27 protein-coding genes and 1 tRNA gene are annotated in these 24,491 nt (G+C 71.8%); 10 read left to right on the top strand and 18 right to left on the bottom strand.

All coding sequences use genetic code 11. The features are described 5' to 3' along the window. Nucleotides 1-28: 28 nt before the first annotated feature. From M3185_RS09810 to M3185_RS09825, 4 genes are all read right to left on the bottom strand, one after another. On the bottom strand, nt 29-436 hold the full coding sequence (locus M3185_RS09810) for a hypothetical protein (protein ID WP_251333484.1): 408 nt from the start codon (nt 434-436) through the stop codon (nt 29-31). Then, entirely contained in the window at nt 433-885 is a 453-nt protein-coding gene (locus M3185_RS09815; protein ID WP_251333485.1) for a hypothetical protein, read from the bottom strand. The genes M3185_RS09810 and M3185_RS09815 overlap by 4 nt, the downstream gene beginning before the upstream one ends. Before the next feature lie 378 nt (nt 886-1,263). After that, on the bottom strand, nt 1,264-1,551 hold the full coding sequence (locus M3185_RS09820) for a hypothetical protein (protein WP_251333486.1): 288 nt from the start codon (nt 1,549-1,551) through the stop codon (nt 1,264-1,266). Between the two features lie 422 nt (nt 1,552-1,973). Continuing rightward, nucleotides 1,974-2,753, bottom strand: a complete 780-nt coding sequence (locus tag M3185_RS09825; RefSeq protein ID WP_251333487.1) for a hypothetical protein — start codon at nt 2,751-2,753, stop codon at nt 1,974-1,976. 181 nt (nt 2,754-2,934) lie between these two features. Between M3185_RS09825 and M3185_RS09830 the strand changes: the two genes are divergently transcribed. From M3185_RS09830 to M3185_RS09840, 3 genes are all read left to right on the top strand, one after another. Continuing rightward, nucleotides 2,935-3,768: a hypothetical protein gene (locus M3185_RS09830; RefSeq protein ID WP_251333488.1), complete on the top strand. Its 834-nt coding sequence runs from the start codon at nt 2,935-2,937 to the stop codon at nt 3,766-3,768. A gap of 176 nt (nt 3,769-3,944) precedes the next feature. Continuing rightward, complete coding sequence (locus M3185_RS09835; protein WP_251333489.1) at nt 3,945-4,763, top strand: hypothetical protein; 819 nt, start codon at nt 3,945-3,947, stop codon at nt 4,761-4,763. A 221-nt stretch (nt 4,764-4,984) separates the two neighbouring features. After that, nucleotides 4,985-5,413 carry an Hsp20/alpha crystallin family protein gene (locus M3185_RS09840; protein ID WP_251333490.1) on the top strand — a complete coding sequence of 143 codons (429 nt, stop codon included), beginning with the start codon at nt 4,985-4,987 and terminating at the stop codon, nt 5,411-5,413. Nucleotides 5,414-5,768: 355 nt separating this feature from the next. On the opposite strand, the gene M3185_RS09845 is transcribed toward M3185_RS09840, so the two are convergent. Beyond that, nucleotides 5,769-5,963, bottom strand: a complete 195-nt coding sequence (locus M3185_RS09845) for a hypothetical protein (protein ID WP_251333491.1) — start codon at nt 5,961-5,963, stop codon at nt 5,769-5,771. Between the two features lie 111 nt (nt 5,964-6,074). Here M3185_RS09845 and M3185_RS09850 point away from each other — a divergent pair, with 111 nt between their 5' ends. From M3185_RS09850 to M3185_RS09870, 5 genes are all read left to right on the top strand, one after another. Next, nucleotides 6,075-6,650, top strand: coding sequence for a hypothetical protein (locus M3185_RS09850; RefSeq protein WP_251333492.1), 576 nt, complete (start codon nt 6,075-6,077; stop codon nt 6,648-6,650). Between the two features lie 145 nt (nt 6,651-6,795). Further along, nucleotides 6,796-7,635, top strand: coding sequence for a hypothetical protein (locus M3185_RS09855; RefSeq protein WP_251333493.1), 840 nt, complete (start codon nt 6,796-6,798; stop codon nt 7,633-7,635). Between the two features lie 251 nt (nt 7,636-7,886). After that, nucleotides 7,887-8,159, top strand: coding sequence for a hypothetical protein (locus M3185_RS09860; protein ID WP_251333494.1), 273 nt, complete (start codon nt 7,887-7,889; stop codon nt 8,157-8,159). A 93-nt stretch (nt 8,160-8,252) separates the two neighbouring features. Then, nucleotides 8,253-8,915 (top strand): pentapeptide repeat-containing protein, encoded by a 663-nt coding sequence (locus tag M3185_RS09865; protein WP_251333495.1) that lies wholly within the window; start codon nt 8,253-8,255, stop codon nt 8,913-8,915. Nucleotides 8,916-8,959: 44 nt separating this feature from the next. Continuing rightward, entirely contained in the window at nt 8,960-9,190 is a 231-nt protein-coding gene (locus M3185_RS09870; protein ID WP_251333496.1) for a hypothetical protein, read from the top strand. A gap of 31 nt (nt 9,191-9,221) precedes the next feature. Here the strand turns inward: M3185_RS09870 and M3185_RS09875 are convergent, their stop codons facing one another. Then, nucleotides 9,222-9,401 (bottom strand): hypothetical protein, encoded by a 180-nt coding sequence (locus M3185_RS09875; RefSeq protein ID WP_251333497.1) that lies wholly within the window; start codon nt 9,399-9,401, stop codon nt 9,222-9,224. A gap of 2,445 nt (nt 9,402-11,846) precedes the next feature. Between M3185_RS09875 and M3185_RS09880 the strand changes: the two genes are divergently transcribed. After that, nucleotides 11,847-12,065 (top strand): hypothetical protein, encoded by a 219-nt coding sequence (locus tag M3185_RS09880; protein ID WP_251333498.1) that lies wholly within the window; start codon nt 11,847-11,849, stop codon nt 12,063-12,065. A gap of 110 nt (nt 12,066-12,175) precedes the next feature. Here the strand turns inward: M3185_RS09880 and M3185_RS09885 are convergent, their stop codons facing one another. Beyond that, nucleotides 12,176-12,409 (bottom strand): hypothetical protein, encoded by a 234-nt coding sequence (locus M3185_RS09885; RefSeq protein WP_251333499.1) that lies wholly within the window; start codon nt 12,407-12,409, stop codon nt 12,176-12,178. 531 nt (nt 12,410-12,940) lie between these two features. Further along, the gene (locus M3185_RS09890) at nt 12,941-13,192 is read right to left on the bottom strand and encodes a hypothetical protein (protein WP_251333500.1); all 252 of its coding nucleotides are present in this window, start codon (nt 13,190-13,192) and stop codon (nt 12,941-12,943) included. 135 nt (nt 13,193-13,327) lie between these two features. On the opposite strand from M3185_RS09890, the gene M3185_RS09895 reads away from it, so the two are divergent. Further along, nucleotides 13,328-13,594, top strand: coding sequence for a hypothetical protein (locus tag M3185_RS09895; RefSeq protein ID WP_251333501.1), 267 nt, complete (start codon nt 13,328-13,330; stop codon nt 13,592-13,594). A 592-nt stretch (nt 13,595-14,186) separates the two neighbouring features. Here M3185_RS09895 and M3185_RS09900 read toward each other — a convergent pair. The 10 genes from M3185_RS09900 to M3185_RS09945 all read right to left on the bottom strand — a co-directional run bounded on the left by M3185_RS09900 (nt 14,187) and on the right by M3185_RS09945 (nt 24,415). Next, nucleotides 14,187-14,260: transfer RNA gene (locus M3185_RS09900), tRNA-Leu, on the bottom strand. A 70-nt stretch (nt 14,261-14,330) separates the two neighbouring features. After that, entirely contained in the window at nt 14,331-15,740 is a 1,410-nt protein-coding gene (locus M3185_RS09905; protein WP_251333502.1) for an NAD(P)/FAD-dependent oxidoreductase, read from the bottom strand. 105 nt (nt 15,741-15,845) lie between these two features. Beyond that, the gene (locus M3185_RS09910; RefSeq protein ID WP_251333503.1) at nt 15,846-17,273 is read right to left on the bottom strand and encodes a S8 family serine peptidase; all 1,428 of its coding nucleotides are present in this window, start codon (nt 17,271-17,273) and stop codon (nt 15,846-15,848) included. 39 nt (nt 17,274-17,312) lie between these two features. Then, nucleotides 17,313-18,263, bottom strand: a complete 951-nt coding sequence (locus tag M3185_RS09915; RefSeq protein ID WP_251333504.1) for a Ppx/GppA phosphatase family protein — start codon at nt 18,261-18,263, stop codon at nt 17,313-17,315. A 53-nt stretch (nt 18,264-18,316) separates the two neighbouring features. Then, nucleotides 18,317-18,919 carry a DUF501 domain-containing protein gene (locus tag M3185_RS09920; protein WP_374238492.1) on the bottom strand — a complete coding sequence of 201 codons (603 nt, stop codon included), beginning with the start codon at nt 18,917-18,919 and terminating at the stop codon, nt 18,317-18,319. Nucleotides 18,920-18,927: 8 nt separating this feature from the next. Further along, on the bottom strand, nt 18,928-19,581 hold the full coding sequence (locus M3185_RS09925; RefSeq protein ID WP_251333505.1) for an FtsB family cell division protein: 654 nt from the start codon (nt 19,579-19,581) through the stop codon (nt 18,928-18,930). 112 nt (nt 19,582-19,693) lie between these two features. Continuing rightward, nucleotides 19,694-20,977, bottom strand: a complete 1,284-nt coding sequence (gene eno, locus M3185_RS09930; RefSeq protein WP_251333506.1) for a phosphopyruvate hydratase — start codon at nt 20,975-20,977, stop codon at nt 19,694-19,696. Between the two features lie 114 nt (nt 20,978-21,091). Further along, the gene (locus tag M3185_RS09935; RefSeq protein WP_251333507.1) at nt 21,092-21,832 is read right to left on the bottom strand and encodes a MazG family protein; all 741 of its coding nucleotides are present in this window, start codon (nt 21,830-21,832) and stop codon (nt 21,092-21,094) included. Beyond that, nucleotides 21,829-22,953 (bottom strand): adenosine deaminase, encoded by a 1,125-nt coding sequence (locus tag M3185_RS09940; RefSeq protein ID WP_251333508.1) that lies wholly within the window; start codon nt 22,951-22,953, stop codon nt 21,829-21,831. Before M3185_RS09940 ends, M3185_RS09935 begins: the two co-directional genes overlap by 4 nt. A 7-nt stretch (nt 22,954-22,960) precedes the next feature. After that, entirely contained in the window at nt 22,961-24,415 is a 1,455-nt protein-coding gene (locus M3185_RS09945) for a hypothetical protein (protein WP_251333509.1), read from the bottom strand. Between the last annotated feature and the right edge of the window lie 76 nt (nt 24,416-24,491).

Consider the following 24,491-nt stretch of genomic DNA (forward strand, 5'->3'; position numbering starts at 1 on the left):
ACCCCTGTCCTGCCAACGTCGGCGGGGCTTAACCGGCGTGCCGGTCCTCAATCATGGCCCGGGCAGCGCCGAGCACCGCCTGGGCTCGCCCCTGGGCGATGGCTTCCACCGGGGAGATCCCGTTCAGCCAGGGATTGGTCCCGAGGAACCACAGGCGAGCCACCTCATCGCCTTCCGCTGCCGAGAGCCCGGTCCACACTCGGTGCACCAGTCGCAGCTTTGACTCCGCCGGCGGGTCGGGGGTGAGCCCGTCGTCCCCGGCCCACTGGACGACGATGCCGGGGTCCTGGTTGCCGGCCATCACGGTCACCAGGGTCGGGCCCAGGTGGCCGGTGAGGTCCCGGACGACCTCCCGGATGCCCGGCTCGGCTGCACCGGTGGGCGAGGCGCCGGCGTGGGCATCATTGTTCATCTCGTTCTCGTCGGGCTCCTTCATTGCTGCTCCTGAGTGCCAGCAGTGTCCTCGTGGTCCGGCGGGGTGAGCGCGGCCAGCATGGAGGAGACCCAGGCCCGGTCCCTGCGCGGGATACCCCGGGTGTGGGCGAGGTCGGCCAGCACGTTGCGACCCAGTGCCCGGACCACCTCTGCCTCCTCCATGGCGGCCTTCAAGGCCGAGAGGACCTGCTGGTTCCACTGCGTGAGGCGGTGCAGGCGCAGGAACAGCCACGCGACCCCGACCCAGGACAGCGCTGTCACGGCCCACAGCAGCTCGGAGTACCGTCCCAGGTGATCCACTCCCTCCCAGAACGCATCGAGGGCCGTGACGACCCAGGGCACTCCGGCCACGTACAGGCCCATCAGTGCCACCGGCAACACCACCAGAACGGAGATCAGCGGCAGGCGGCGGGAGGGCAGACGGGGCTTGCGTCTAAAGGAAGTGGTCATCGGTGTCCTTCTGTGGCTCATGGTGCCGTCCTCGTCGCTTCCATCCCTTCGGTAGGGGTGGAGACCGTGACAGCCGGTGGTCATTCCCCATGTGTGCGGCACCGGCCCCAGCGGATGCACTGCCGGCACCGGGCCGGTCGCCCGCAACGAGGTTGCAGCATCCGCCTGTCCCGTGGGTGGTAACCGTTCGGGGGCAGGCACGGGGGAACCGTGCCTGCCCGGGACCGGCTCAGGCCGTGGGGCCAGGCTTCGGAGCGATGACCACTTCCAGGGCCGTGTCATCGTCGGCGGCGACCTCGGAGTCGGGGGCGTGGAGAGAGACAGGCATCGCCTGGTCGAAGGCCTGCTTGATCTCTCGGGCCTCTCGCACCGGGGAGGTCAACCGGTGCGAATACTCCTTCCGCTAGTGCCCCAAGATTTCGTGGTCGAGGGCCAGTGGTGGTCGAAGCGCACAGGCACGATCCACCACCGGTGGAGCCGGGTCTTCGGCAACCTGGTGAAATCCTTTTCGACGGCCTTCTGCGGCCGGTCCAGGGCCAGGTAGGCCTCCACCTCTGTTCCATCGGCCCGAGCGGCCCCAGCCCGCCGCTGCGCCCCGTACAGTGCCGCGTCGGAGCGGTTGTAGACCACCTTGCCGGTCGCGACCTTCTGCTCGAGTATCTGCACCAGCGCGACCTCGTGACGGCGGTCGGCGATCCGCCAGCCCCGTCAGCAACTGGTGGTCATGGTGGGACGGATTGGCGACCACGTCTGCGCGCCAGGAGGCGAGCATCCGTTCCCCGGCGTCCTTGGCCGACCGGGACGGCACCCGCAGGTGGGTGTAGGCGAAGCGCACGCACTCCACGGTCACCGGCTCCTCGGTCGAGTGCTGGGCCTGGGCGGGCACGACGAGGCCCTCCACGGAGGCCACCAGGTTCTCCGTCCCGGCATCGTCCTTCAGCCGCACCAGCCACCGCGCCAGCGACGCCTCGGCCGCGGAGTCGGTGACCAGCCGCGGGTGCCGCCCGTGCCCGGTGACGAAGTCGCGAGAGGCCGCAGCCCGGCGCCGGTGGTGGGTGGACACGGCGGCGGCTCGGGGAGCCATCGCCCTACCTCCGGCCGGCCGTCGCCAGGACCTTGTTGACCTGGCTGGCGTAGAGGCGGGTGGAGTCCTTGCAGTAGTCCAGCGCCCACTTGGCCAGCTGGGCCTCCCTCTCGTCGGCAGCGTTCGGCTGCGGCGCCCGGCCGGTTTTCGCCACGAACGCGACCAGCCCGTTGAGCCGCCCGACGGCGATGCGCTGGGCGTAGTGCTGGTCGACGCGGTGCGTGCGGTAGATGGGCTCGACCTCCCGCGCCAGGTAGGACTTCGCCTGCACGTTGATCCGCACCCACTCGGCCAGATCCCGCTCGTGCTTGTCCGCCGACTGCGGCGAGGGCGGACGCCGATGGGTCTTAGCGAAGAGCTCCAGCTCCCCCAGCTTCTCCCGCTGGATGGCACCGGGCGTGGAGACCCGGCACCGGGCACGTGCCTCGGCGATCGCCGCAACCGTCTCCGGGTCGGTCTGCATCCGGGCCCACTCCCACAGCGCCTGCTCGCGGGCCACACCGGTGGCGGCCATCGGCGCACGCATGTGCTTGGCGCAGAACTTCTGGTAGTCCTCCAGGTCGTTGACCGCAGGTGCGGCCAGCGCCCCGCCGGCCAGCAGCTCGCGCACTGCCTCCCCGGTGCGGGTGTTGGAGTTCTTGTGCTTGGCGATCCACTCGCCGAGCGACTTCTCTTCAGGGCCCCCGACGCTCCGGGACGGCGGCCGCTCGTGCGAGGCGACGAAGTCGCGCAACTGCTCGAGGCGCTCGGTGGCGCTCATGCGGCGGTGAGTCGTGGTGGTCATGGACATCATGTGTGCGGACTGCGTGTCAGACGGACGCACTGCCGGACACAGCCTTCGTCACACCCTTCGGGAGCGAGTTCCCCGCGCGCAGCCAGGCCGCGACACGACGGTCGCTCCGCGCCCTCCCACCGGCCGCCGACCGTTCTCCTGGCGGCGTGCGGCCCGGGCGTAGAGTCGCCCCATGGGAGATCAGCCGTATGAGTTGATGACCGGGGCCCAAGCTGACGACGCCCTGGACGTCTACCTGGCCGAGCGCGACCCGGCGCTGCAGCGCCTGCGCGGGTCACTGGCCGGCCACGGCCTGGATCCCGCCCAGATGCTCGATCGCTCCGTCTACTCCGTCTCCCCGTTGTGGGCGTGGATCACCACCCGAATCACCGACCTCGGCGTCGCTCCGATGTCACTAGCCGAGGACCCGACCCGGCCCACCTGGCCGTCCTGGGCCCGCCACGGGCGGCTCGTGGACCCGCACCCGCCGGCCGAGTCCATCGCGCTGGTCGACGGCTTCACTGCTTACCTCGGGCAAGTGATCTCCGCCGGCGCCCCGGAGGCCCGGTGGGAGGTCGGGGAGCATGTCATCGCCGACCACCCGCTGCTGAACTACCCGGTGCTCGCCTCGGACCACCACCAGGTCTTCGTGCCGGCGATGCCGCTGTTCAGCGCCTACCAGTCTGCTCACGGCCGCATCCCGATGAGCGGACCCGAGATGCTCGCCCACACGCGCCGCACCATCGACGCCCTCAACGGGGAGGGCCCGGAGGCCGCCGCGATCGAGGAGCCGCTGGTGACGGTGGTCGCCGAGCTCGACTGCTTCGACGTCGGCCTGCGCGAGGACATCCCCACCGAGCACCCCGGCGTGGTGGAGCACCTGATCGCCGAACTGTGCGACCGTGACGGCGTCAAGGCGGTACACCGCTACGGGCCCGCCGCACTCATCGTCGACGTGCCCGACTGGGACGAGCTGCGGCTGAAGCTGTGGATCACCCTGTGGCTGCAGCGCCACCTCCCCCGATGAGCCGCCACCGGCTGCTCACTGCTGCCGTGATCGCCGCCGCCGTGCTCGGCGCCGTGCGCTCCAGCGCCACCAGGCCGCGAAACGCCAGGGCCGCCGCGGCCTCGGACCGGCGAGTGCCGTCCCCGTAGTGCACACGCCCCGCTCAACAGTCACCCGCTACCCGTAGAGTCCGCCCCATGGCGATGACGCACTACCTGAAGATGACCAAGCGCCAGGCCGCGAGGGCCCTGGAGGAGTACCTGGCCGAACGCCCCGCCGCGCTGGCCCGGCTGCGTGCCGAGCTCATCGCCGACGGCCGGGACCCGGAGGTGATGCTCGACGGCACCCCGGCCTCGCTGACGGCGCTGTGGGTGTGGGTGGCCGGCCGGATCACCGCGGTCGCCGACGGGGACCTCCCCTGGCTTCCGGGAGCGCCGGCTGAGCCGTGGTGGCCGTCGTGGGCGCGCTACGGCCACAAGTTCCGCCACGGCACGCGGCCCGAGGTCGTGACCCTGCTGGACGGGTTCGTCTCCTACCTCGGCGACGTCATCACCGCGCACGCCCCGGACGCGGAGTGGCAGGCCTGCCACCACCGGATCAAGCGCTACCACCTGCACAACCACCCAGTGCTCAACAGCCCGCTCAGCGACTCGAACATCTACCCTCCGGACATGGTGGCTGTCGAGGCCAACATCATGCGCCACCACAGCGAACCGTTGCGCGAAGACCGCTTCACCGACTATGCGACCACCGTCATCACCGACCTGCGCGGGCAGAACGAGCCCGTTCCGGTGGTGGAAGAGCCGCTCGTGGAGGTCGAGTACGAGAACGGGGTCTTCGACGTCGGTCTGCACGAGGAGCTGGCGCACGAGCACTCCCGCAAGGTTGATCGGATGGTCAAGGACCTCACCACCCAGCCGGGCATCACCTCCGCCGTCCGGGAGGACCGCGAGGTGCTCCTGGTGACCGCCCCGGACTGGAACTCCCAGCAGCTCCAGCAGTGGCTCACCGACTAGATCACCCGCCACGTCCCCGCCGTGGGCTGACCTGCCGAACCCCACGATCACCGGTCCTCTTCGTTAAGCCGACGCCAACGGTCGGTGCTCTTTTGTGCTGCGCGGCCGGTGCTTATCCTGGAATGGTCACAACAAGAGCAGTTCCGGTCCCCTTGACGGGTCCACGGCCTCCGGTTGACGGCCGCCCCGACGGGGTCGGCGCACAGGAGAGGAGGTCCGTGATGGCTGGACTGATGCGCAGGGACTCCTTCGACATGCTGGAACCGTTCCGTCGGCTCCTGGAGGGTGACCCGCAGTCCGGGGCGGCAGTGTCCTGGCCCAGGGTCGAGGAGTTCCAGGATGGCGAGTCCATGGTGATCCGGGCGGAGCTGCCCGGCATCGACCCGGAGCAGGACGTGGAGCTGACCGTGGTCAACGACACCCTGCAGCTGCGGGCCCAACGCCGGGAGCAATCTGAGCACAAGGACAAGGACAGCTACCGATCAGAGTTCCGCTACGGGTCTTTCGTCCGCACCCTGCCCTTGCCGGCCGGGACCAAGGACGAGGACATCACCGCCAGCTACTCCGACGGGGTGCTCGAGGTCAGGGCCCCGATCCGCAAGCTCGACGAGCTGCCCCAGCACAAGAAGATCCCCATCACCCGTGGCTGACCACCACGAGAATCAGGGCATGTAGAAGGGCGGTGGCCTGTATTGCACGGGTCACCGCCCTCCCCGTGCCGAGGCCACAACCCGCCGCGGCCCCACCTGCTGACCCCCCAACCTTCCCCCTGCTGCACCGCTTCGCCGCGCTGCCGGCGCCGGGCCTTCCGCTTCTCGTGCAACCGGTTCCCCAGGAGCGAGCCGGCCATCAGCCCGATCGCCAGCAGCACGTTGTCGGTCGCCACGGCGAACCACACGTAGGCCGTAATCATGACGACCAAGCCCAACAGGACCAGCACGACCTGGGCATCTCGCCACCGGGCCGCCGGCGTCTTCTCCCCGCGGTGCCGCGAGGCCCGGGCGTTCACTTCGGATGCTGTGGATCCCGACGCGGAGCACGACGCTCCGCTCTGACCGACCCGATCAGGTAGATCCACACGGCGGCCGACATCAGCAGGAAGGCCCAACCGATCGGACTGCCGTCCATCAGGCGCGCCACGCCCCAGTACAGGAACGCCACCGCCCCGAGAACGGAGAACCAACGGACCGCCTTCGACACGCTCTCCTCCTACCGTTCGCCTCGGTCCTCGCATCCTGACACGCCCACTCCGGCTCCGTCGTTCCCCACATGTGCGCCACCACGTTCGGGCCCGGCGGTAGCGTCGGGGTCATGGACGAGGACACACCCCGCACTGCTGACACCCGCCCAGCTGGCGACCTCCTGGCGCCCGGCTCCCCCACCACGGTGCCCACCGCCCGCCAGACACTTCTGCGCTGCCTGGCGGTGTCCCCGCTGCTGATCGCCGGCCTGCCGCTGGTCCCCTGGCTGTTCCTGGAAGTCCTCATCGGCGTGCGCCGCTCGGAGTGGCTACCCGCCTTCTGCGGCTACGTAATCGTGGTCGCCGTCGCCGCCCACCTGGCCCACGGGCCGCGTCCCCGGCTCGCACCCCGCACCGACCGGGTACCGCTCAAGCACGCGATCGCAGTTGCCCACCGAACAGGAGAGTTGCCGGCCGATCCCGTCCACCGCACCGCCGCCGGCGCACTGGCCTGCCAGCTGGCCGAGTCCGCGGTAATGGGCACTGCCGGCGCCATCGGCCTGGGGCTCACCGCACTCGGCCGGCCCCTGCTGCCGTGGGCCGCGGCCGCCGCGATCCTGGCGATCGCCGCCGTCATCCACATCGTTCGGGCCCGGCCCGGATGGCGCTACCTGCAGCTGCTCCACGGGGACTCGCGCACCGGCTGAGCACTCCGTCGCGGGCCGAGGCCGCGGCCTGTGCTGGCGCACATTCCTCTAACGGCGTCGCCCCGATTACGGTGGAGTCTCCCCTCCCGTCTCCTCCCGCTCGGGCGCTCGACGGGCCCTACCTCGCTCCCCACAGGACCGCACCATGCCGATGACCCACTACCGGCGGATGAACCCCCAGCAAGCCACCGCCGCTCTGGAGGAGTTCCTCGCCGAACGCCCCGCCTCGTGGACCCGACTGCGCGCCGAGCTCGCCGCCCAGGGGATGGATCCCGACGCGCTGCTGGACGGCTCCCCGGCCTCGTTGACCACGTTATGGCAATGGATCGTCAGCCGGCGCGGTGAGCTGATCGGAGACCCCGCGGACACCGCCTCGCACGTGCCCCGGGAGCAGTGGCCCTCCTGGGCCCGGCACACCGTAACCCGCGCAAAGTTCCCGCTGCGCACCGCGATCGTGCTCACGGACGGGCTGGTCTCCTACCTCGCCATCGTCATCATCACCGGCGCCCCCACCGCCCGCTGGGCGCTGGGCTCCCCGGAGGACCCGGGCCATCACCTGCACCACCACCCGGTCCTCACCGGCAACGGCCACCAGGTCTTCGTCCCCACACTGCCCCTGGGCGGCATACTCCGGCTCCAGCGCGGGGAGAAGCCGCTGCACCCCACCGAGCTAGAGCACTACGCCAGAGCGGTCATCGCCGATCTGCCCACCACCCCCGAACCGGTGCTGCACCCCACGGACTCCCCCGTGGAGGTCGTGGCCGAGCCCGAAGGCTTCGACGTCGGCGTCCACCCCGTCATCGCCGCCCGCGGCGCCGCCATCGTGGACCTCATGGCCGCCGAGCTCACCCGCCTAGGCGGGATCGACGCCGTTCACCGCCGCGCCCCCGACGCCCTGCAGGTCCACGCCCCGGCCTGGCACGCCGATGACCTGGAGGCGTGGCTGGACACCTGGATGAAAGCCCACGGCCCGTTCATCCGCTGAGCACGACCGTCCCGAAGCAGCACCCGAGTCCGCGACACACCGCGCCGCTCCGCGGCCCCCGTCTCGCACACCCGCTGTCTGCTTCGGCCGTGGACCGGCGGCCACGGCGACGCTGTCCTCCTCCCCGCAGCGGCTGGCCTCGCCGGTGCGACCGGCACGTCCCGGATGCCGATGCCCCACCGGTGTACCGTCCACCCCAGGGCAAGCATCCCTGTTTGCAAATGGTGCCGTGATCGTCCAGGAGGAACACGATGCAACTCGTACGTCGAGCCATGTTGTCCGCAGCACTCGCCGTGGGGCTGGCGGCTGGGGTGATCGCCCCGGCGGAGGCCAGCTACACCAACACGATGACCAACTACTTCCTGACTCTGCAGGGGTGCCAGACAGCCCTCAAGAGGGATGCCGCCTCCGTCGAGGCAGGAGCGACGACCTGGTACATCTCCTCGAAGCCCTGCACAGCGATCAAGCCTTTGTACGGCGGAACCGTGAAGTACCGATACGTCATCGTGTACGGCTACAACTGAGCTCACCCGCAGTGCGCGGCCGCGCCGATCCGAGGCCACGGCTGACAGTCAGGCAGCAGATCTTCCTCGTCGCCCACGGCTACCGTGGAGCCCATGCCTTCCCGCCCCACCCCCACTCCCCCACGGATTCGCGAGCTTCGCCTGCCCGACCTGTCACCCGGCGCCGGCACGGAGATCCACCCGCACGGCAGCTACGAGGCCCTGGCCTTCACTGGTGACGACCTTACCGGGGTGGATCTGTCCGAGGCCCACTTCACCGACTGCTCGTTCACCGCGCTGAACATCCACGAGCTCGAACTCACCGGCACCCGGCTCACCGACTCGATGCTCACCCGCCTGGACATCCCCACAGCCCTGGCCACCTACGCCTCCTGGCGCAACGTCGTGCTCGAGCACTCCCGTCTCGGGGTGCTGCAGAACGTGGAAGGCGCCTGGGACACCGTCCACGTGCACGGGGCCAAGCTCGGGTATCTGAACCTGCGCGGCTCCACCGTGCGTGACGTCATCTTCACCGACTGCGTGATCGAGGAGCTGGACCTGACCGCCGCACAGGTGGAGCGCATGGCCTTCACCGACTCCAAAGTGAGCGTCCTCGACGTCTCCGGCGCCACCCTGGCCGATGTTGATCTGCGCGCCCTGGACCTGCCCGACATCACCGGGCTGGCCCACCTGCGTGGTGCGGCGATCACCCACCTGCAGCTGCAGCAGCTGGCCCCGGCGATGGCCGAGCACCTGGGCCTCTACGTCGAGGACTGACCGGTCTGCTCTACGCTCAAGGGAGCAGACCAGCGGGAGGTCACGTGGCCACAGGCAGGGCGCCAGTCAGCGGCGGCTTCGCGATCGTCTGCGGCCTGCTGTTCGTCACCGCCGTGGTCCTCGCACTCACCACCTCGCTGTCGTGGCTGACGGTGGCGAGCACTCTCCTCACCCTGATGATGTCGGTGTTCAGCTGGCGGCGGTTCCAGCGCAACGACCGTGAGTACCAGCAGCGGTCGGAACGCCTGGACCAGGAGCTGGGGCGCGAGCCATAGCGTGCGCCAGCGTTCCGGATCCCTCCCCGGGCTACCGGGCGGCGGCGATCGCCTGCGTCTGCCGCACGTCCACCCCGACGCCGGCCACCGCGGCCAGCATGGCGGCGGTGAGGAACTCGGTCTCCGCCATCACGACAGCCGTCGCGAGCAGCGCCGCGACGAGCACGGCGAAGACGCATCGCATGATCGTGCGCGCTCTCGTCGTCGTCATGGGGTTTCTCCTGGTGTCGCGGTCGTGTCGGCCGTCATCGAGTTTGCCACCCGGTCGCTGTGCCGCAGCTGAAGCAGCGGCCCGTGCCGCCGGTGCGGCTCCCCTCTCCTTCGCCGCGCGCCTGAGCGGCGCGCCCGATCGGGCCGATGCGCCGGCAACCTTCACGCACGAAGTGCGTCATGCGCGAGCCCGTCAGGGCGAGCAAGCCGCCGCGATAGCGGAGGTGTCGGGGTCGCGGGGGTAGAGGCGGTGGAGGCTATGACGAGGAGCGGGGCGGCGAGGGGAGGAGGAGGTTGGGCGCGGGCGGGGCGCGAGAAGAAGAGGTGGTTGGTGAAAAAAGTACGAGACAATCCGACTCGCCCATAGGGCATCTCCCACGCGCTGCCCGACTCGGCGCTGGCACGCCTCCTCGCTCGCGCTCGTGGATTCTCTGCGCTCTCCGATTCCTCATCCCTGGATCTCACTCTGTCTGGAAGTCCTGGCTTTCCGAAGGCGGATCGAGGCACGGGGGGTGCGACGTGGCGGGGCCGCGACACGGGGGCTGCCGACGTCGTCGGCTCACCCGCTGGCGCGGCCCCGCCGTCTCGTCGCCGAACGTGTCGGGTCCACTGCGTGGACCGGTCCGCCCGTACGCAGGTGCAGTCCCTGCGGGTGGAACTGTCCCGGCGGCTTCGCCGCCTGCGCCGGGGCGTCACGGGTGACGGCATGATGTTTGCGCGCGTTCCGCGCGCGGCGGCTCCCACTGCTCCGACTCCCTCACGGTGATGAACTTCCCGCTCTCCCCGGGGCTCCGCCCCGGCCCCATCGGGGCGGCACGGTGGGCGTCATGACGCTCGGGGCGTGCGGCCTCTCGTGTCTCGTCTCGGGCCCGGCTGGCGCCGGTCCAACTTCACGAAGACTCCACGGCTGCGCCGTGACTCCCTGCGCTACGCGCTCCCCAAGGACTGGGGCGTTTCGGCGTCGGTGTGTGGGCGCTACGCGCGGGCGGTTCGGCGTAACGACTCCGGCTCGGGTGGCGGGGCGTGTGGCGTCCCGGTGGTCGTGTCGCACCCGGCGGAGCCGGGTGGATCTCCGCGAGGGTCACTGCTGCTGAGGGTGTTCCGTGCACGCGGGCGTCTCAACTCCGTCATGGATTCTGGCGACTTCGCCGCCCTGCGTCTGCGCTGCGATGGGGCGTCTCGGGAGACGGGGCGGGTGACGTCTCGTCCCGGCTGCGCCGGTCCATGCTGAGGGAATTCCCTGCGCTACGCGCACCCCCTGCACTCGGGCGTCTCGGTGTCCGGAATGGTGTCTGGCGCTACGCGCCGGGCGGCACGTTGGGCGTCCCGGTGTCCGTCATGGGGTCGGGGCGCTACGCGCATCGTGGGGCCTCTCGGCTTCCGAGATTCCTGCTACTGCGGGGCGCTGCGCGCACGGGGGGTCACTGTCTCGGTGCACGGTCCGGATGGCGTCGCGGGAGGCGGCTCGATGGGCCTGCGGCTTCGCCGCGTCACGGGTCTCCGCCGCGTAGCGGCAACTCGGGAGACGTGGTGGTTCCCGTCTCGCAGGAGTCCCCACCGACGGCGTAGCCGTTGCCCAGGGTGACCGGATCACGGTGGTGACCACGGTCGGCGTAGCCGATGCAGAAGGTGACCGTCCTGCAGGAGGTGACCGGGGAGCGCGTAGCGCAGATGGGACTCTGTGGCGCGAGAGTCTGCACGTGTTCCGCACGCATCATGACGTCGATGCGACGTGAGAAATCCCGGCGATCCGTCACGTGCTCTGCACGGTGTCGCGGCTTGTGCGGCGCACCGGATGAGCACCGGATGCGGGATTCATCAGGGGCTTCGCACCGTCTTGGACGCAGAGCGCACACAGCCTTCGGCGCAGCTGGAACACCGGGGTGTGTGCGGTTTCCCAAGTAACGTGATGCACGCGAACACGCGGCCTCGAAGCCGTACAAACTACGGGTGCACCACCATGTACCAGGCACCATCCGACCCCGTCGCGGCCCACCGCTCCGCGACACGAAGAGCACTCGATCCGCACGCATCGTCGATGCGACACCAGCAAGCGCCGACCCCTAGACTCGACGCCGAAGGCGCCGCATAACTGCACCGGGACACCAGTGGAAAGCGCAGCGCGCAGCGCTCCGCGCCGCACACCGTGCTACGCGTCGTGAGCCACCTGCCGCGTAGCGGCCACCACCGACGTGGAATGGTCTTGAACAGAGCCGGCAGTTTCCGTCACGCACGCCATCAGTGCCACGCAACGAGGACGAGCGGAGCGAGGAATCGGTGCGACAGGCATGACGGAAGGGCTCTGGACACCATGTAACGAATATCGGGGGTAGAGGGGGCCGGCGATCCGAACACAAATTCGGACATTACCGGTGTAAAAATTTTTCTGCTCATGTGAAAAGTACACCGGTGATCTCCGGATTCGGTTCGACGCATGATGCGCGATATGAGCCACAAGGCCTTCCTCCTGACCCGCGCTTCCGAGGCCGAGACGAACGCTTCCCAGTTCAGCAATCTCGCCAACATGTTCGCGGCCGCGTCCAAGTCCACCTTCACGCCGCTCGTGACCAAGGAGGACGGCGCGATCCGCGACTACCTCCACCTCGACGAGACGGCCGTTCCCGGCAACGCGCACGGTCACGCTATTCAACCCGATCCACATTGACAGCACCGACCGTCAATGGACCGTCGTGATGTGCTGAGTTGCTATTCCGCCTTGCGCCAAGACCTCACCTCCACCGCGCCTGTCCACACGTGTTGACGCCGCACGGCATGTCAGATTCCGCAGACGGATTCGAACGTTTCCTCACCGGTCATCGTCGCAGCCTGCGCCTCTTGCTCGACGGCCTTCGTGGTCAGCGCCGTGCCAGTTTCCGGATTTACAGGCCCGAAGCGGGGCAGTCCGAAGTCGCACACGGTCTCCGGGTTGATCTCGGTGACCCGGCGCTTCCGGCCGGTGTTCACTGCGGCGACCGCGGTGGTCAAAGGGCCGCCGTAGGCGTCGGACACGGTCTCTCCTGGCAGAGTGGAGGCCAGGATGATCGTCTAGATCAGCCCCGCCGGGTTCGGGGTAGCGAAGCCGGTCTCGGTGCGGGCGACCTCATTGGTCGGCGTGCCATTGATCTTGTTGGACAGCAGCGTGGTCATCGGCTTGCCCTTGACCTGCCGGGCCAAGTAGTACGGGCGCAGTGGCAGGCCCCGCGAGCCCTCTTCGCCGTACCGGCGCCGTGCCCTAGTCTGCGTCGCTGCGCTGCCTGGTGCGCCTTCGCCTTCCGAGTCCTGACGGTGTCCACCGCGTGCGCCCGGGGGGCGGGGTTCCCTAGTCGGCCCCGCTGCGCTGAACCCGGGGTCTCCTCGCTTTGCGTCCCCTCGCGTGGCCGCCGGCTGCTCGCCGGGGAGGGGTTCCCTAATCGGCCCCGCTGCGCTGAACCCGGGGCCTCCTCGCTCTGCGTCCGCTCGCACGGCCGCCGTACCCCCGTGCCGGTCGCGGGTAGGTCCTGGCCCGTTCCCCTGTTCCTCTTCTCCGCCGTCTACCCTGCGCTATCGCGCTGCTCGACCATGCCGGCCAGCGTGCGCGGCCCGCGCTGCTTGGATGACCGCGAAGGCGCCGTCGCTGCGTGCGAGGTCCTGGGCCTTCTCGTTCGACTGGACGTAGATCGTCGCGCCGCCGAGGAGGTTGAGGGAGACGGGGACGGTCCGCGCCGGGGACGGTCGGAGAAGCTGGCGGAAGATGCTCGGGTCGATGTCGAGCTCGCGCGAGGCGGTCTCGATGTCGTCGTCGGTGGCGTCCATGACGTCGATGATCCTCGGCGCCGGTGACATCGTCGAGGGGCTGCGGAACTGGGGACGCGTGGCGTCGGTGCGCGTGCATAGGCTCGGGCTCGAACGGCTCGCGCGTGCGCGCGGGAGCTCGACGAGGGGGATTCGATGACGATGACGGCGAACGAGATGCGGACAACGACCGACGCGGCGGAGGAGCTGCGCGAGGGCGGGCGTTTTGATGCGCTGCTCGGTGTCCGGGCCGCGGAGCGGGACCTCGGCCGGCAGTACTCCCAGACGGTGCTGCGCGGTGACCGGATGATCGCCGAGGATCTCGACGCCGGCGTCTCCCCGGCCGTGCTGGGGGTTGCGCTCGGGCTGTCGGTGGCGTTGAGCGAGGAGCGCGCCGGCTGGCACCGACGGCTGCCCGGGTAGGTGCTCGGAGTGGCGGACGAGCGAGGTCCGGAGTCTTCGGCCGAGGAGTTCGCCCGCCGCTCCGTCGAGGCGTCGAAAGCCGGGAACGGTTTGCCCGAGTCGCTGGCGAAGTCGCTACGGTCCTCGAGTCGCCCGGCGCCCGATCGCCCGCACGCGGTGACGCTCGACTCGGTGGGCGGGCTGACAGTCTACGTCGGCGCGGAGGGGTTCGCGTGGTGGCTGACGGTGTGGGACTCCGCGCGCGCTACGGCCGGGGTGTGCGAGGAGCTGCCGGCCGCTGCCGACGAGTCGTTGCCGGAGCGCGGTGACGATGCGGCTCCCGATCCCTGGCGATCTCGGCGACGGTGGTGGCGTCGATCGTGAGGGTGCCGGCGTGCGAGGGGCGGGTCCGGAACTGTTCCGGGTCCGCCCCTCTTGCGAGTCCGTCGGTGGGAAGTCCTCCGGGGCGTCCCCTCACTCGTGGGGTGTCTCGGAAGGGGCCGGCCACCCTGCGGCGGACTTCGTTGGTCGTATTCGTTGGCTATTCATTGACCGGCCCGATCGCGTTGATCGAGCCGGCCTCCGTGTTCCGCAGAATCTCGCGGAAGTAGCGTGCCCCCAGTCAGATTCGAACTGACACTGAGCGGATTTTAAGTCCGCTGCCTCTGCCGATTGGGCTATGGGGGCCGGTGAACGGCTCAACCCCGCCGTCGGACGCTGCCCGGGGCGGGGTTGAGCCGGTGGACGGGAGGTCCCGTCAGAGGCTGGCCTTGCTCGAGGCCGGGGCGCTGCCCGTGGCCTCCTGGAAGTTCAGCCGGGGCTCGCGCGCGTGCCGGATCGGCGCGGTGTCGCGCCCGAACACGGCGTTGAGGACGTACTCGGAGAACACCCGCACCTTGCGCTCCACGGTGGGGATGGCGTAGCCGTGGTAGAGCCGGTGCATCATCCAGGCCGGGAAGCCGGAGAACTCGATCCCGTTGCCCTTGATGCCGGGCAGGTTCTTGATGCTGGCCACGCCCTTGCCCAGGCCGAGCCCGGCGACCGCACCGAGGTTCTCGTGGTAGTAGTCCTCGAGCGGCTGGCCCGCGCGGGCGGCCAGGATGTTCTTGGCCAGGACGCGGGCCTGGCGCACGGCGTGCTGGGCGTTGGGCACGCAGAAGCCGCCCACGCCCCCGCCGGTCAGGTCCGGCACGGCCGCGACGTCGCCGGCGGCCCAGGCGCCCTCGACGGGCCCGTCGTCGCCGGTGATCCGCAGGTCCGCGCCGGCGCGGACGCGCCCGCGCTGGTCCAGAGGGAAGTCCGTGCTCTTCACCAGCGGGTTGGCCTGCACGCCGGCGGTCCAGATGAGGGTGTCCGTGTCGATCTCGCCGGCCGGGGACTTGTCCTGCATGTTGATGAGCTTCAGGTGCTTGTCCACGGCGGAGGCCAGGGAGGTGTTCAGCAGGACCTCGATGCCGCGGCTGCGCAGCTGGGCCACGACCTTCTCGGCACGGTCCTCGGAGACCTCGGGCATGATCCGGCCCATGGCCTCGATCAGGACGAAGCGCAGGTCGGAGACCTCGAGGCGCTCGTTGCGCTCGACGGCGCTGCGGGCCATGTCCTCCATCTCGGCGAGACCCTCGGTGCCGGCGTAGCCGCCGCCGACGACGACGAAGGTCAGCGCACGGCGCTTCGCGTCCTCGTCGGAGGTCAGGGAGGCGAACTCGATCCGCTCGAGGACCCAGTCGCGCAGCGCGACGGCCTCCTCGACGGACTTCAGGCCGATGCCGTTCTCGGCGAGGCCCTCGATCGGGAACGCGCGGGTCACGGAGCCGCCGGAGATGACGACCTCGTCGTAGGCCAGCTCGAAGGTCTCGCCCTCGTCGACGCCCTGGACGGTCGCCGTGCGGTTGGCGTGGTCGATGCCGACCACGCGGCCGCCGACGAGTTCGCAGTCGCGCAGGTGCTGACGGTGCGGGACCACGGCGTGGCGGCCCTCGATGTTGCCGGCGGCCACCTCGGGGAGGAACGGCAGGTAGGTCATGTACGGGTTCGGGTCCACCACGGTCACGACCCCGCCGGCGTCCTTGATCCGCTTCTGCAGTTCCTGCGCCACGGTGAAACCGACGTAGCCGCCGCCGACGATCAGAAGGCGCGGTCGATCCTTAGCGAGTTGAGTAAAAGACATGACCCAGAGTCTACTCAGAAAGCTGACGGCGCCGCGGCCCGGCCGGGACCCCCGGTACCGTGTTCCGCCCCCGGCCCGTCCGGGTGCCGGGCCTGCGCGCCCGGTTCATCCGTTGCGGCCGGGCCCGCCGCGCACGATGTGCCGGATGTGCACCACGGCCCCGGCGGTCAGCCCGAGCACGAGCAGCCCGAAGCCCGAGAGCACGAACAGGGGCAGCAGCCCCGTCTCGTCGATCGGCGGCACCGGCTCGGGCGGGGCGGCCTCGGCCTCGACCTGCTCGGTGACGGGCTCGGCGCTCCGCGTGGGGGTCGCCGTGGGTGCGGCCGAGGCGCCGCGGCGGTGCACGCGCACCCACTCGCGCATGCTCCCCAGGGGGTTCTCCGTGACCTCGGGGACGTCCTCCGTCAGTGCGGCCTCGACGTCGAGCACGCCGTAGCCGTAGAGGGGGTCCTTGCCCGGTGCCCCGGTGTCCCGGGCGGTGGAGACCAGGCGGTTGGCGATCTGGGCCGCGCTCATCTGCGGCCACTTCGCCTGGATCAGCGCAGCGGCGCCCGCGACGACGGGGGCGGACGCGGACGTCCCGGCCCACGTGGCGTAGCGGTCGCCGGGGATGGCGCCCACCATGTCCTCGGTGGGCCCGGCGACCGCGATGGAGATGCCCTGCGAGGAGGACTCCCAGCTGGCCTCGCCGTTGCGGCCCACGCCGCCCACGGTGAGCACGCCCGGGATGGTGGCCGGGGCCCCCACCTGGACCAGCCCGGAGCCCCGGTTGCCGGCGGAGGCGACGACGAGGACGTCCTTCTCCTCGGCGTAGAGGAAGGCGTCGTCCCAGCTGCGCGGCCAGGACGTGCTGTTGGAGCCCACCGACATGTTGATGATGTCCGCTCCGTTGTCCACGGCCCACCGGACGGCGTCGGGGATCTGCTCGTCGACGCTGCGGATCTCCGGGGTCTCGTTGCCCAGCCACGTGGAGACGGCGAGCACCTGAGCGTCCGGGGCCACGCCCACGATCCCGGCGGGGCGGCCGGGGGCGGCGTCGTCGTCGCCGCCGTCGGGCACGTGGCCGCGCCCTGCCGCCACGGACGCCACGAGGGTGCCGTGCTCGGGCTCCGCGCCGAGGCCCTCCTGGCCGTCGGGCGCCCCGCCCCCGGAGACGTCGGTGCCGCCCGCCACGGCGCCCGCGAGGTCCTGGTGGGCGCCGTCGACGCCGGTGTCGATGACGGCGATGCGCACTCCCTCGCCCGTGGACTCCTTCCAGGCGTCGCGGATGCCGTACTCGTCCAGCCAGTACTGCTGCGCCCGGATCCCGTCCGCGTCGATCCGGGAGGTGTCGGGCGCCTCGGGCGGTTCGGTGACGGGGTTCTCGATCGGGATGCTCGGGGCGGGGGCCGGCGGACCGGGCTGGGCCCGGGCGGGCTCCGCTCCCGGAAGGCCCACGGCGGCGGCCGCGACGAGGACCGCCGCGCCGAGGGCGCCCCGGCGCGGGACGCCGCGGGGACGGGCGGGACGGCGACGGGCGGCGGTGGGGTGCATGGGTCCTTCGGGGTGAGGTCCGAGTGGGACGAGCGCGGGTCAGCCGACCTGCGAGAGGGCGATCCCGTCCAAAATATCGTGTTCGCTGGCGATCGCCGAGCGCACCCGGCCACCGGTGGCGGAGGCGACGCGCTCCACGATCCGCCGCCACACCAGGGCGCCGGCGCCGATGACGTCCACGCGCCCCTCGTGCATGTAGGGCAGCTGCGCTCGCTCCTCCCGCGTCATGGCGGTGAGCTCCCGGCAGGCCTGCTCGATCCGCTCGGCGGGCAGCTCCGCCCCGTCGATGGCCTCCGGGTCGTAGCCGGGCAGGCCGAGCGCGTGGGCGGTGACGGTGGTGACGGTGCCCGCCACCCCCACGAGGTGGGTCGCCTCGGCCAGGGGCACGGTCTGCAGGACGGTGTCCACGGCGCGGTCGACGTCGCGCAGCACGGCCTCCTGCTGGGGAGCCGTCGGCGGGTTGGCGCCGAGGTGGCGCTCGGTCAGGCGCACGCAGCCGATGTCGACGCTGCGCTCGGCGCGCACGCCGTCCGCGTTGCCCAGGACGAACTCCGTGGACCCGCCGCCGAGGTCCACCACGAGGACCCGGTCGTCGGGGTCGGCCCCGCCGACCGCGGCGGAGGCGCCCAGGAAGGACAGGTCGGCCTCCTCGTCGCCGGTGATCACCTGAGGCTCGACGCCGAGCCGCTCGCGGATGCCGCGGAGGAAGACGTCCCGGTTGCCGGCGTCGCGGGTGGCGCTGGTGGCCACGAACCGCAGGTGCTCCACCCGGTGCTGCTCCAGCAGCCGGGCGTACTCGTCGGCGGCCGCGAACGTGCGCTGCAGCGCCGCCTCGGCGAGCCACCCGGTGGCGTCCACGCCCTGGCCCAGGCGCACGACGCGCATCTCGCGCACGACGTCGTCGAGCACGACGCGCCCGTCCTCCTCCCGCGCCTCGGCGATGAGCAGTCGGATGGAGTTGGTGCCGCAGTCGATGGCGCCTACGCGCATGGGGACGTCCTCAGGGGTGGGGGGTGCGGGCGGGGGTGGTGGCAGGGGCCGGCTCAGGCGTCGCGCCAGGCGGGGTCGCAGTGGCAGGCCTGGGGGGTCCACCACTGCGCGATGGCGTCGAGGGTCTCGTCGCCGAGGGGGTTCACGCCCCGGCCGGCGGCCAGCGCGTGCCCGGCGAGCACGTGCAGGCACTTGACCCGCACGGGCATGCCGCCGGCGGAGATGCCCTCGATCTCGGGGACCGGGCCGGTGCCGGCCTTCGCCCCGATCCGGGCGCGCTCCGCGAGGTAGTCCTCGTGCGCGGCCCGGTGGCCGGCGGCGAGCCGCTCGTCGGAGCCGAGCCGGTCGGACATCTCGTACATCAGCCCGCCGGCCTCGAGCCGGGAGACCGCGGACGTGACCACGGGGTGCGCCAGGTAGAAGACCGTGGGGAACGGGGTCCCGTTGGCCAGCCGCGGCGCGGTGGCCGCCACGAGCGGGTTGCCGCACGTGCAGCGGGCGGGGATCTCGACGACGTCGCGCACCGGGCGCCCGAGCTGGCGGGAGAGCACCTGCAGGTCCAGGGGCGTGGGCTCGACCGTGCCGGCCGTCACCCCGAGGCCCCGGGGGGCGGGGGCCGCACCGTCGCCGGTCTCGTGTCCGTGCTGGTCGTTCACGCCGTTCCTCACTCCGCGGCCGTGCCGCGGCTGTCCGTCGCCGCGTCCTGCGGCTGGTCGTCGGCCCCGGTGGTGGCCTCCGGGGCGGTGCTCGCGGAGCTCCCGGTGCCGCCGGTGCTCTCGCTCTGCTGGGCGTCCCCGGTGGCTCCCGGGGTGCCGGGGGTGTCGTCGTAGGCGGAGGCCACGACGGACTGCCACAGGGCGTCGACCCACGCGGGCTTGTCCGCCTCGACCTGCGCCGCGGAGGAGTCCACCACGGCGCCCTCCATCTCCTCGGCGCCGACCACGAGGTAGGAGCGCTCCCCCGGCATGACGTAGAGCAGCCGGTCGCGGGCCTGCTGCTTGACGTAGGTCTCGTCCGACCACTGGTCCACCTGGTGCTCCAGGGACGCCTGCTCCGCCTGCATGTCCGCGATCGAGCGCTCGAGGGCGGCGATCTCGGCGCGCTGCTCGAGCCAGATCTTGGTGGTCGGCGCCGCGAGGAAGACGATGAGCACCGCCACGAGCGTCAGGGCGAGGAACCGGCCGCTGAAGGTCCGGGCGGGGGTCGGCGTCCCCACGGCGGTCGAGCCGGTCTGCTGGCGCGGCGCCCGTTCCGCCCGGCTCCGCGCGGCGTCCCGCCCGCCGAGCAGGCGGGTGGTGGGAGGGCGGGAAGCGGGCATGCGGACCTCACGGGGCGGGATCGGGGACGGGCACCAGTGTAGCGCCCGTGCGGGCCCGGCCGGCCGGGGGCCGGGCCCGCACGCTCGGGACCGCCCGTTCAGGCGGCCGCGGTCACTTCGCGGTGTAGCGCGGGAAGGCGGAGGCGCCGGCGTAGCGGGCGGCGTCCCCGAGCTCCTCCTCGATGCGCAGCAGCTGGTTGTACTTCGCCACGCGCTCGGAGCGGGCGGGCGCACCGGTCTTGATCTGCCCGGCGTTGGTGGCCACCGCGATGTCGGCGATCGTGGTGTCCTCGGTCTCCCCCGAGCGGTGGGAGATCATGCAGTGGAACATGTGGCGCTGGGCGAGGGAGATCGCGTCGAAGGTCTCCGTGAGCGAGCCGATCTGGTTGACCTTCACCAGCAGCGCGTTGCCGGCGCCCTCCTCGATGCCGCGCGCCAGGCGCTCGGGGTTGGTCACGAACAGGTCGTCGCCCACGAGCTGGACCTGCGTGCCCACGGAGGCGGTCAGGGTCTTCCAGCCCTCCCAGTCGTTCTCGTCCAGGGGGTCCTCGATGGACACCAGCGGGTAGTCGCGCACGAGCTCCTCGTAGTACGCGGCCATCTCGTCGGAGCTGAGCTGCTTGCCCTCGAAGTTGTACTTGCCGTCCTCGAAGAACTCGGAGGAGGCGACGTCGAGGGCGAGCGCGACGTCGGTGCCCACGGTGTAGCCGGCCTTCTCGATGGCCTCGGAGATCAGGTCCAGCGCGGCGCGGTTGGACTCGAGGTTCGGGGCGAAGCCGCCCTCGTCGCCCAGGCCGGTGGACAGGCCGCGGTCGTGGAGCACGGACTTCAGCGAGTGGTAGACCTCCACGCCGGTGCGCAGGGCCTCGGAGAAGGTCGGGGCGCCGATGGGGGCGATCATGAACTCCTGGATGTCCACGTTGGAGTCCGCGTGGGAGCCGCCGTTGAGGATGTTCAGCATCGGGACGGGCAGCACGTGGGCGTTCGGGCCGCCCAGGTACTTGTAGAGCTCGAGGTCGGCGGCGTTGGCGGCGGCGCGGGCCACGGCGAGGGAGACCCCCAGGATCGCGTTCGCCCCCAGGTTGCCCTTGTTGTCGGTGCCGTCCAGGTCCAGCATGGTGCGGTCGATCAGGCGCTGGTCGGTGGCGTCGAGCCCGATGACGGCCTCGGCGATCTCCTCGTCGACGGCCTTGACGGCGTCGAGCACCCCTTTGCCGAGGTAGACGCTCTTGTCGCCGTCGCGGCGCTCGACGGCCTCGAACTCACCGGTCGAGGCGCCCGAGGGCACCGCGGCCCGGCCGTAGCTGCCGTCCTCCAGCAGGACCTCGACCTCCACGGTCGGGTTGCCGCGGGAGTCGAGGATCTGGCGGGCGTGCACTGCGGTGATCATGGCCATGAAAAGCTCCTGACGTCGTGGTGGGAGGGCGTGCTGGCCCCAGCGGGTCCAGCCTAGCGAGTCGGCGGCGTCCTGCGCCGCCCCCGGGCGTCGCGGAGCGCCCCGGACCCGGGTTCAGCCGCCGTCGCGTTCGCGCACGTACGCGCGGGTCGCCCCGCGCAGGGCGCGCTCGGCGTCGAGGCCGTGCGCCGAGCCCGAGCGCACGAGCGCGAACAGCGCCTCGCCGAGCTCCTCCTCGGTGCGCGGTCCTGCGGGGTCCTCGGGGCGGGCGGGCTCGAGCCCGTTCTTGCGGGCCCGGGCCAGGGTCTTCTCGGCGAGGGCCAGGGCGGGCAGGTGGGGCGGGATCCCGTCGAAGGGCCCGGTGCGCTCGGGCTTCTCCTCCTTCTTGAGGTCCTCCCAGCGGGCGTGCAGCTGCTCGAGGGTGTGCTCCCCCGCCACGTCGCCAGCCGCGCCGGCCCCGAAGACCTGGGGGTGGCGGCGCACGAGCTTGCTGGTGATCGCCTCGAGCACGTCTGAGACGTCGAACCCGCCCGCCTCGCGGGGCCGCTCCTGGGCCACGCGGGCGTGGAAGACGACCTGCAGCAGCACGTCGCCGAGCTCTTCGACGAGCAGCTGCGGGTGGGCCGCCGGGCCGCCTTCGGCCTCGATCGCCTCGACGACCTCGTAGGCCTCCTCCACGAGGTAGCGCACGAGGGACTCGTGGGTCTGCTGCCCGTCCCACGCGCAGCCGCCCGGGGAGCGCAGCCGGTCCATCACGGCCACGAGCTCCGCGAACCGCTGCCCCGTGCGGTCCGGGACGCCCAGGGCGGTCCCGCCGACGTCGTCGGCCCCGTCGGTGCCGTGTCCCTGGCTCATGCGGAGAGCCCTTCGAAGCCCTCGGTGATCAGCCCGTCCAGCGCGCTGCGGTCCTCGAGCGGCAGGAACGCCGCGGCGGCGGCGTTGCGCTGCAGCCGCTCCAGGTCCTCCAGCCCGTAGCCGAAGTGCTCGACGAGGAAGCCGAGCTCGTCCGTGACCGATGTGCCGCTCATCAGGCGGTTGTCCGGGGAGATCGTCACCGTGAAGCCCGTGCGGTAGAGCATGTCCACGGGGTGCTGGGTGGGGGCGGAGCCGAAGGCGGCGACCGCGCCGGTCTGCAGGTTGGAGCTCGGGCAGACCTCCAGCGCGATCCCCCGGTCCCGCACCCACTCGGCGGTCCGGCCCAGGTCCACCACGGCGACGTCCTCCAGGTAGTCGATGTCGATGTCCTCCGCGATGCGCACCCCGTGGCCCAGCCGCAGGGCGCGGCCCGTGGCGAGCGCGTCGCGGATCGAGCCGATCCCCGCCGCCTCCCCCGCGTGCAGGGTCACGGGCATGAGCTCGTCCGCGAGCAGCTCGAGGGCCGCCCGGTGGCGGGCGGGCGGGAACCCGTCCTCGGGGCCCGCGAGGTCGAAGGCCACGACCCCGCGGTCGCGGTTGTCCACGACGAGCCGGGCGACCTCGAGGGAGCGGTCCCCGTGGCGCATCGCGCACAGGATCTGGGTGACGGACACGATGTGCCCGGCGTCCTCGGCCGCGAGCACCCCCTCGGAGAGCCCCAGCCGCACGGCCTCCACGGCCTCGGCCATCGACAGCCCGCCGGCGGTGTGCTGCTCGGGGGCCCAGCGGACCTCGGCGTGCACCACGCCGTCGGCCACGAGCTCCTCGACGTACTCCCGGGCGCAGCGCACGAGGGCCTCGGGGGTCTGCATGACCGCGACCGTGTGCTCGAAGGTCTCGAGGTAGCGCTCCAGCGAGCCCGAGTCGGCGCTCGTGCGCATCCACCGCCCGAGGGCCTCGGGCGCCTCGACGGGCAGGCGGTGCCCGGCCGCGGCGGCGAGCTCGACGACCGTGGCCGGGCGCAGGGCGCCGTCGAGGTGGTCGTGCAGGCACACCTTGGGCAGGTCGCGGAGGATGCCCTCCGGCACGCGGGCGGGTGGGTGCTCGGCGGAGGTCAGCATCGTGGTCTCAGTAGTTCCAGTCCTGCAGGGCCTCGTTCATGTGCTGCGGGATGTTCGCCCCGGTGCGGGGGTACATCCGCAGCTCCTCGAGATAGTTCTGCGCGGGCAGGCGCTCCTCGTAGCGCACGAACGCCTCCTCGTCCGCGTAGTCGAAGGACACCTCCGGCGGGATGCCCGGGCGGAAGCGGAACATCATGGCCACCGGTGCCCCGGCGCCTTCCACGTAGGACGCGTCCTTGAGCTCCTGCACGTGCAGCAGCTCCTCGGGGACGAGGTCGAAGGTGCGGCGCTGGTCCCAGAAGCCGTTCTTGCGCACGTGGGTCAGGGCGTCGTAGTAGGTGCCGAGGGCGCGCACCCGCACGAGGACCGTGGAGACGTCCATCGCCGTGCCGTCCTCCCCGAACAGCCGCCGCTGGGCGTCGGCGAGCCGGCGCAGGACCTCGACCTCTTTGAGCACGAGGTTGCCGTCCGCCAGCTTCTCCGGGGAGGGCCGGTCCAGCAGCTCGGCGGGGGCCCGGTAGGACGGGGAGACGTCGGTGGTCACGGCGGTCTCGGGGGCGGACGTGTCGTGGTCCTCCCCCGCGGCGGCGGTCCCGGCGGCGGCAGCGGCGGCCGTCGCCGCGGCCGGGCCCGTCGGGGCGGCCGGCTCGACGTCCTCGTGCCACTCCTCGTGGTCGACGTGGTCGGGGACGCGCTCCCCGCCGGCGTCCGGGGCCGGGGCGGCCGGCGCGGTCGCGGCGGCGGCCGTGGACCCGGCGCTGTCCTCGACCTCGGTGATGACGGGGACGCCGGAGGTCACGGGCGCGGGCTCGGCGTCGGGGACGGCTGCGGGGGCGGTCACCGGGTCCCGGTCGGCCGGCGGCTCGGCACCCGGCTCATCGGCGCCCGGCTCATCGGCGCCCGGCTCATCGGCGCCCGGCGGCTCGTCGGCCGGTCCGGCCGGGGCGTGGCGGTCCTCCGCGGCGTCCTGCGTGCCCACGGCGCTGGCGGGCGCCTCCGGGGTGGGCCGGCCGGAGTGCCAGGTGTCCACGGTCTCGGCCCCGTCGGCGAAGCCGTAGGTCGTCACGACGGGACGGACCCCGTCCCGCTCGGGGCCCACCTCGATCCGCGCGCGGTGCCAGGCGCCGCGCGGGGAGGTCATGGCCTCGCTGTAGAGGTCCGCGACCGCGTCGAAGAGCGGGGAGTCCTGGTCCACGGTGCCCGACTCCACCGACGGCGCCACGTCGCCCACGGACTGCTCGGTCTGGTGGGTCATGGTGTTGCCGCGCTGGACCAGGGTGAGCACCGCCCGGTCGGCGCCGCGCGCGGTGAGCCGCTCCACGATGGACGCCAGGGGGCCCTCGCCCGGCAGCTCCCGGGCCTCGTCCGCTCCCCGCTCGGTGGGGGCGGCCGGGGCCGCGGAGCGCTCCGGCTCCCCGGCCTCCCGGCCGGCCTCCTCGCCGGCCGAGTTCTTCCGGAACATTCCTCGCAGACCCACCTGGACCCACCCTTCTGAGCGCGTGCGCACGCCCTCGGTTCTCGTTTCGCTGGTGCTCTCC

The organism is Kocuria rosea (genome assembly GCF_023715525.1).
GTDB lineage: Bacteria > Actinomycetota > Actinomycetes > Actinomycetales > Micrococcaceae > Kocuria > Kocuria rosea_A.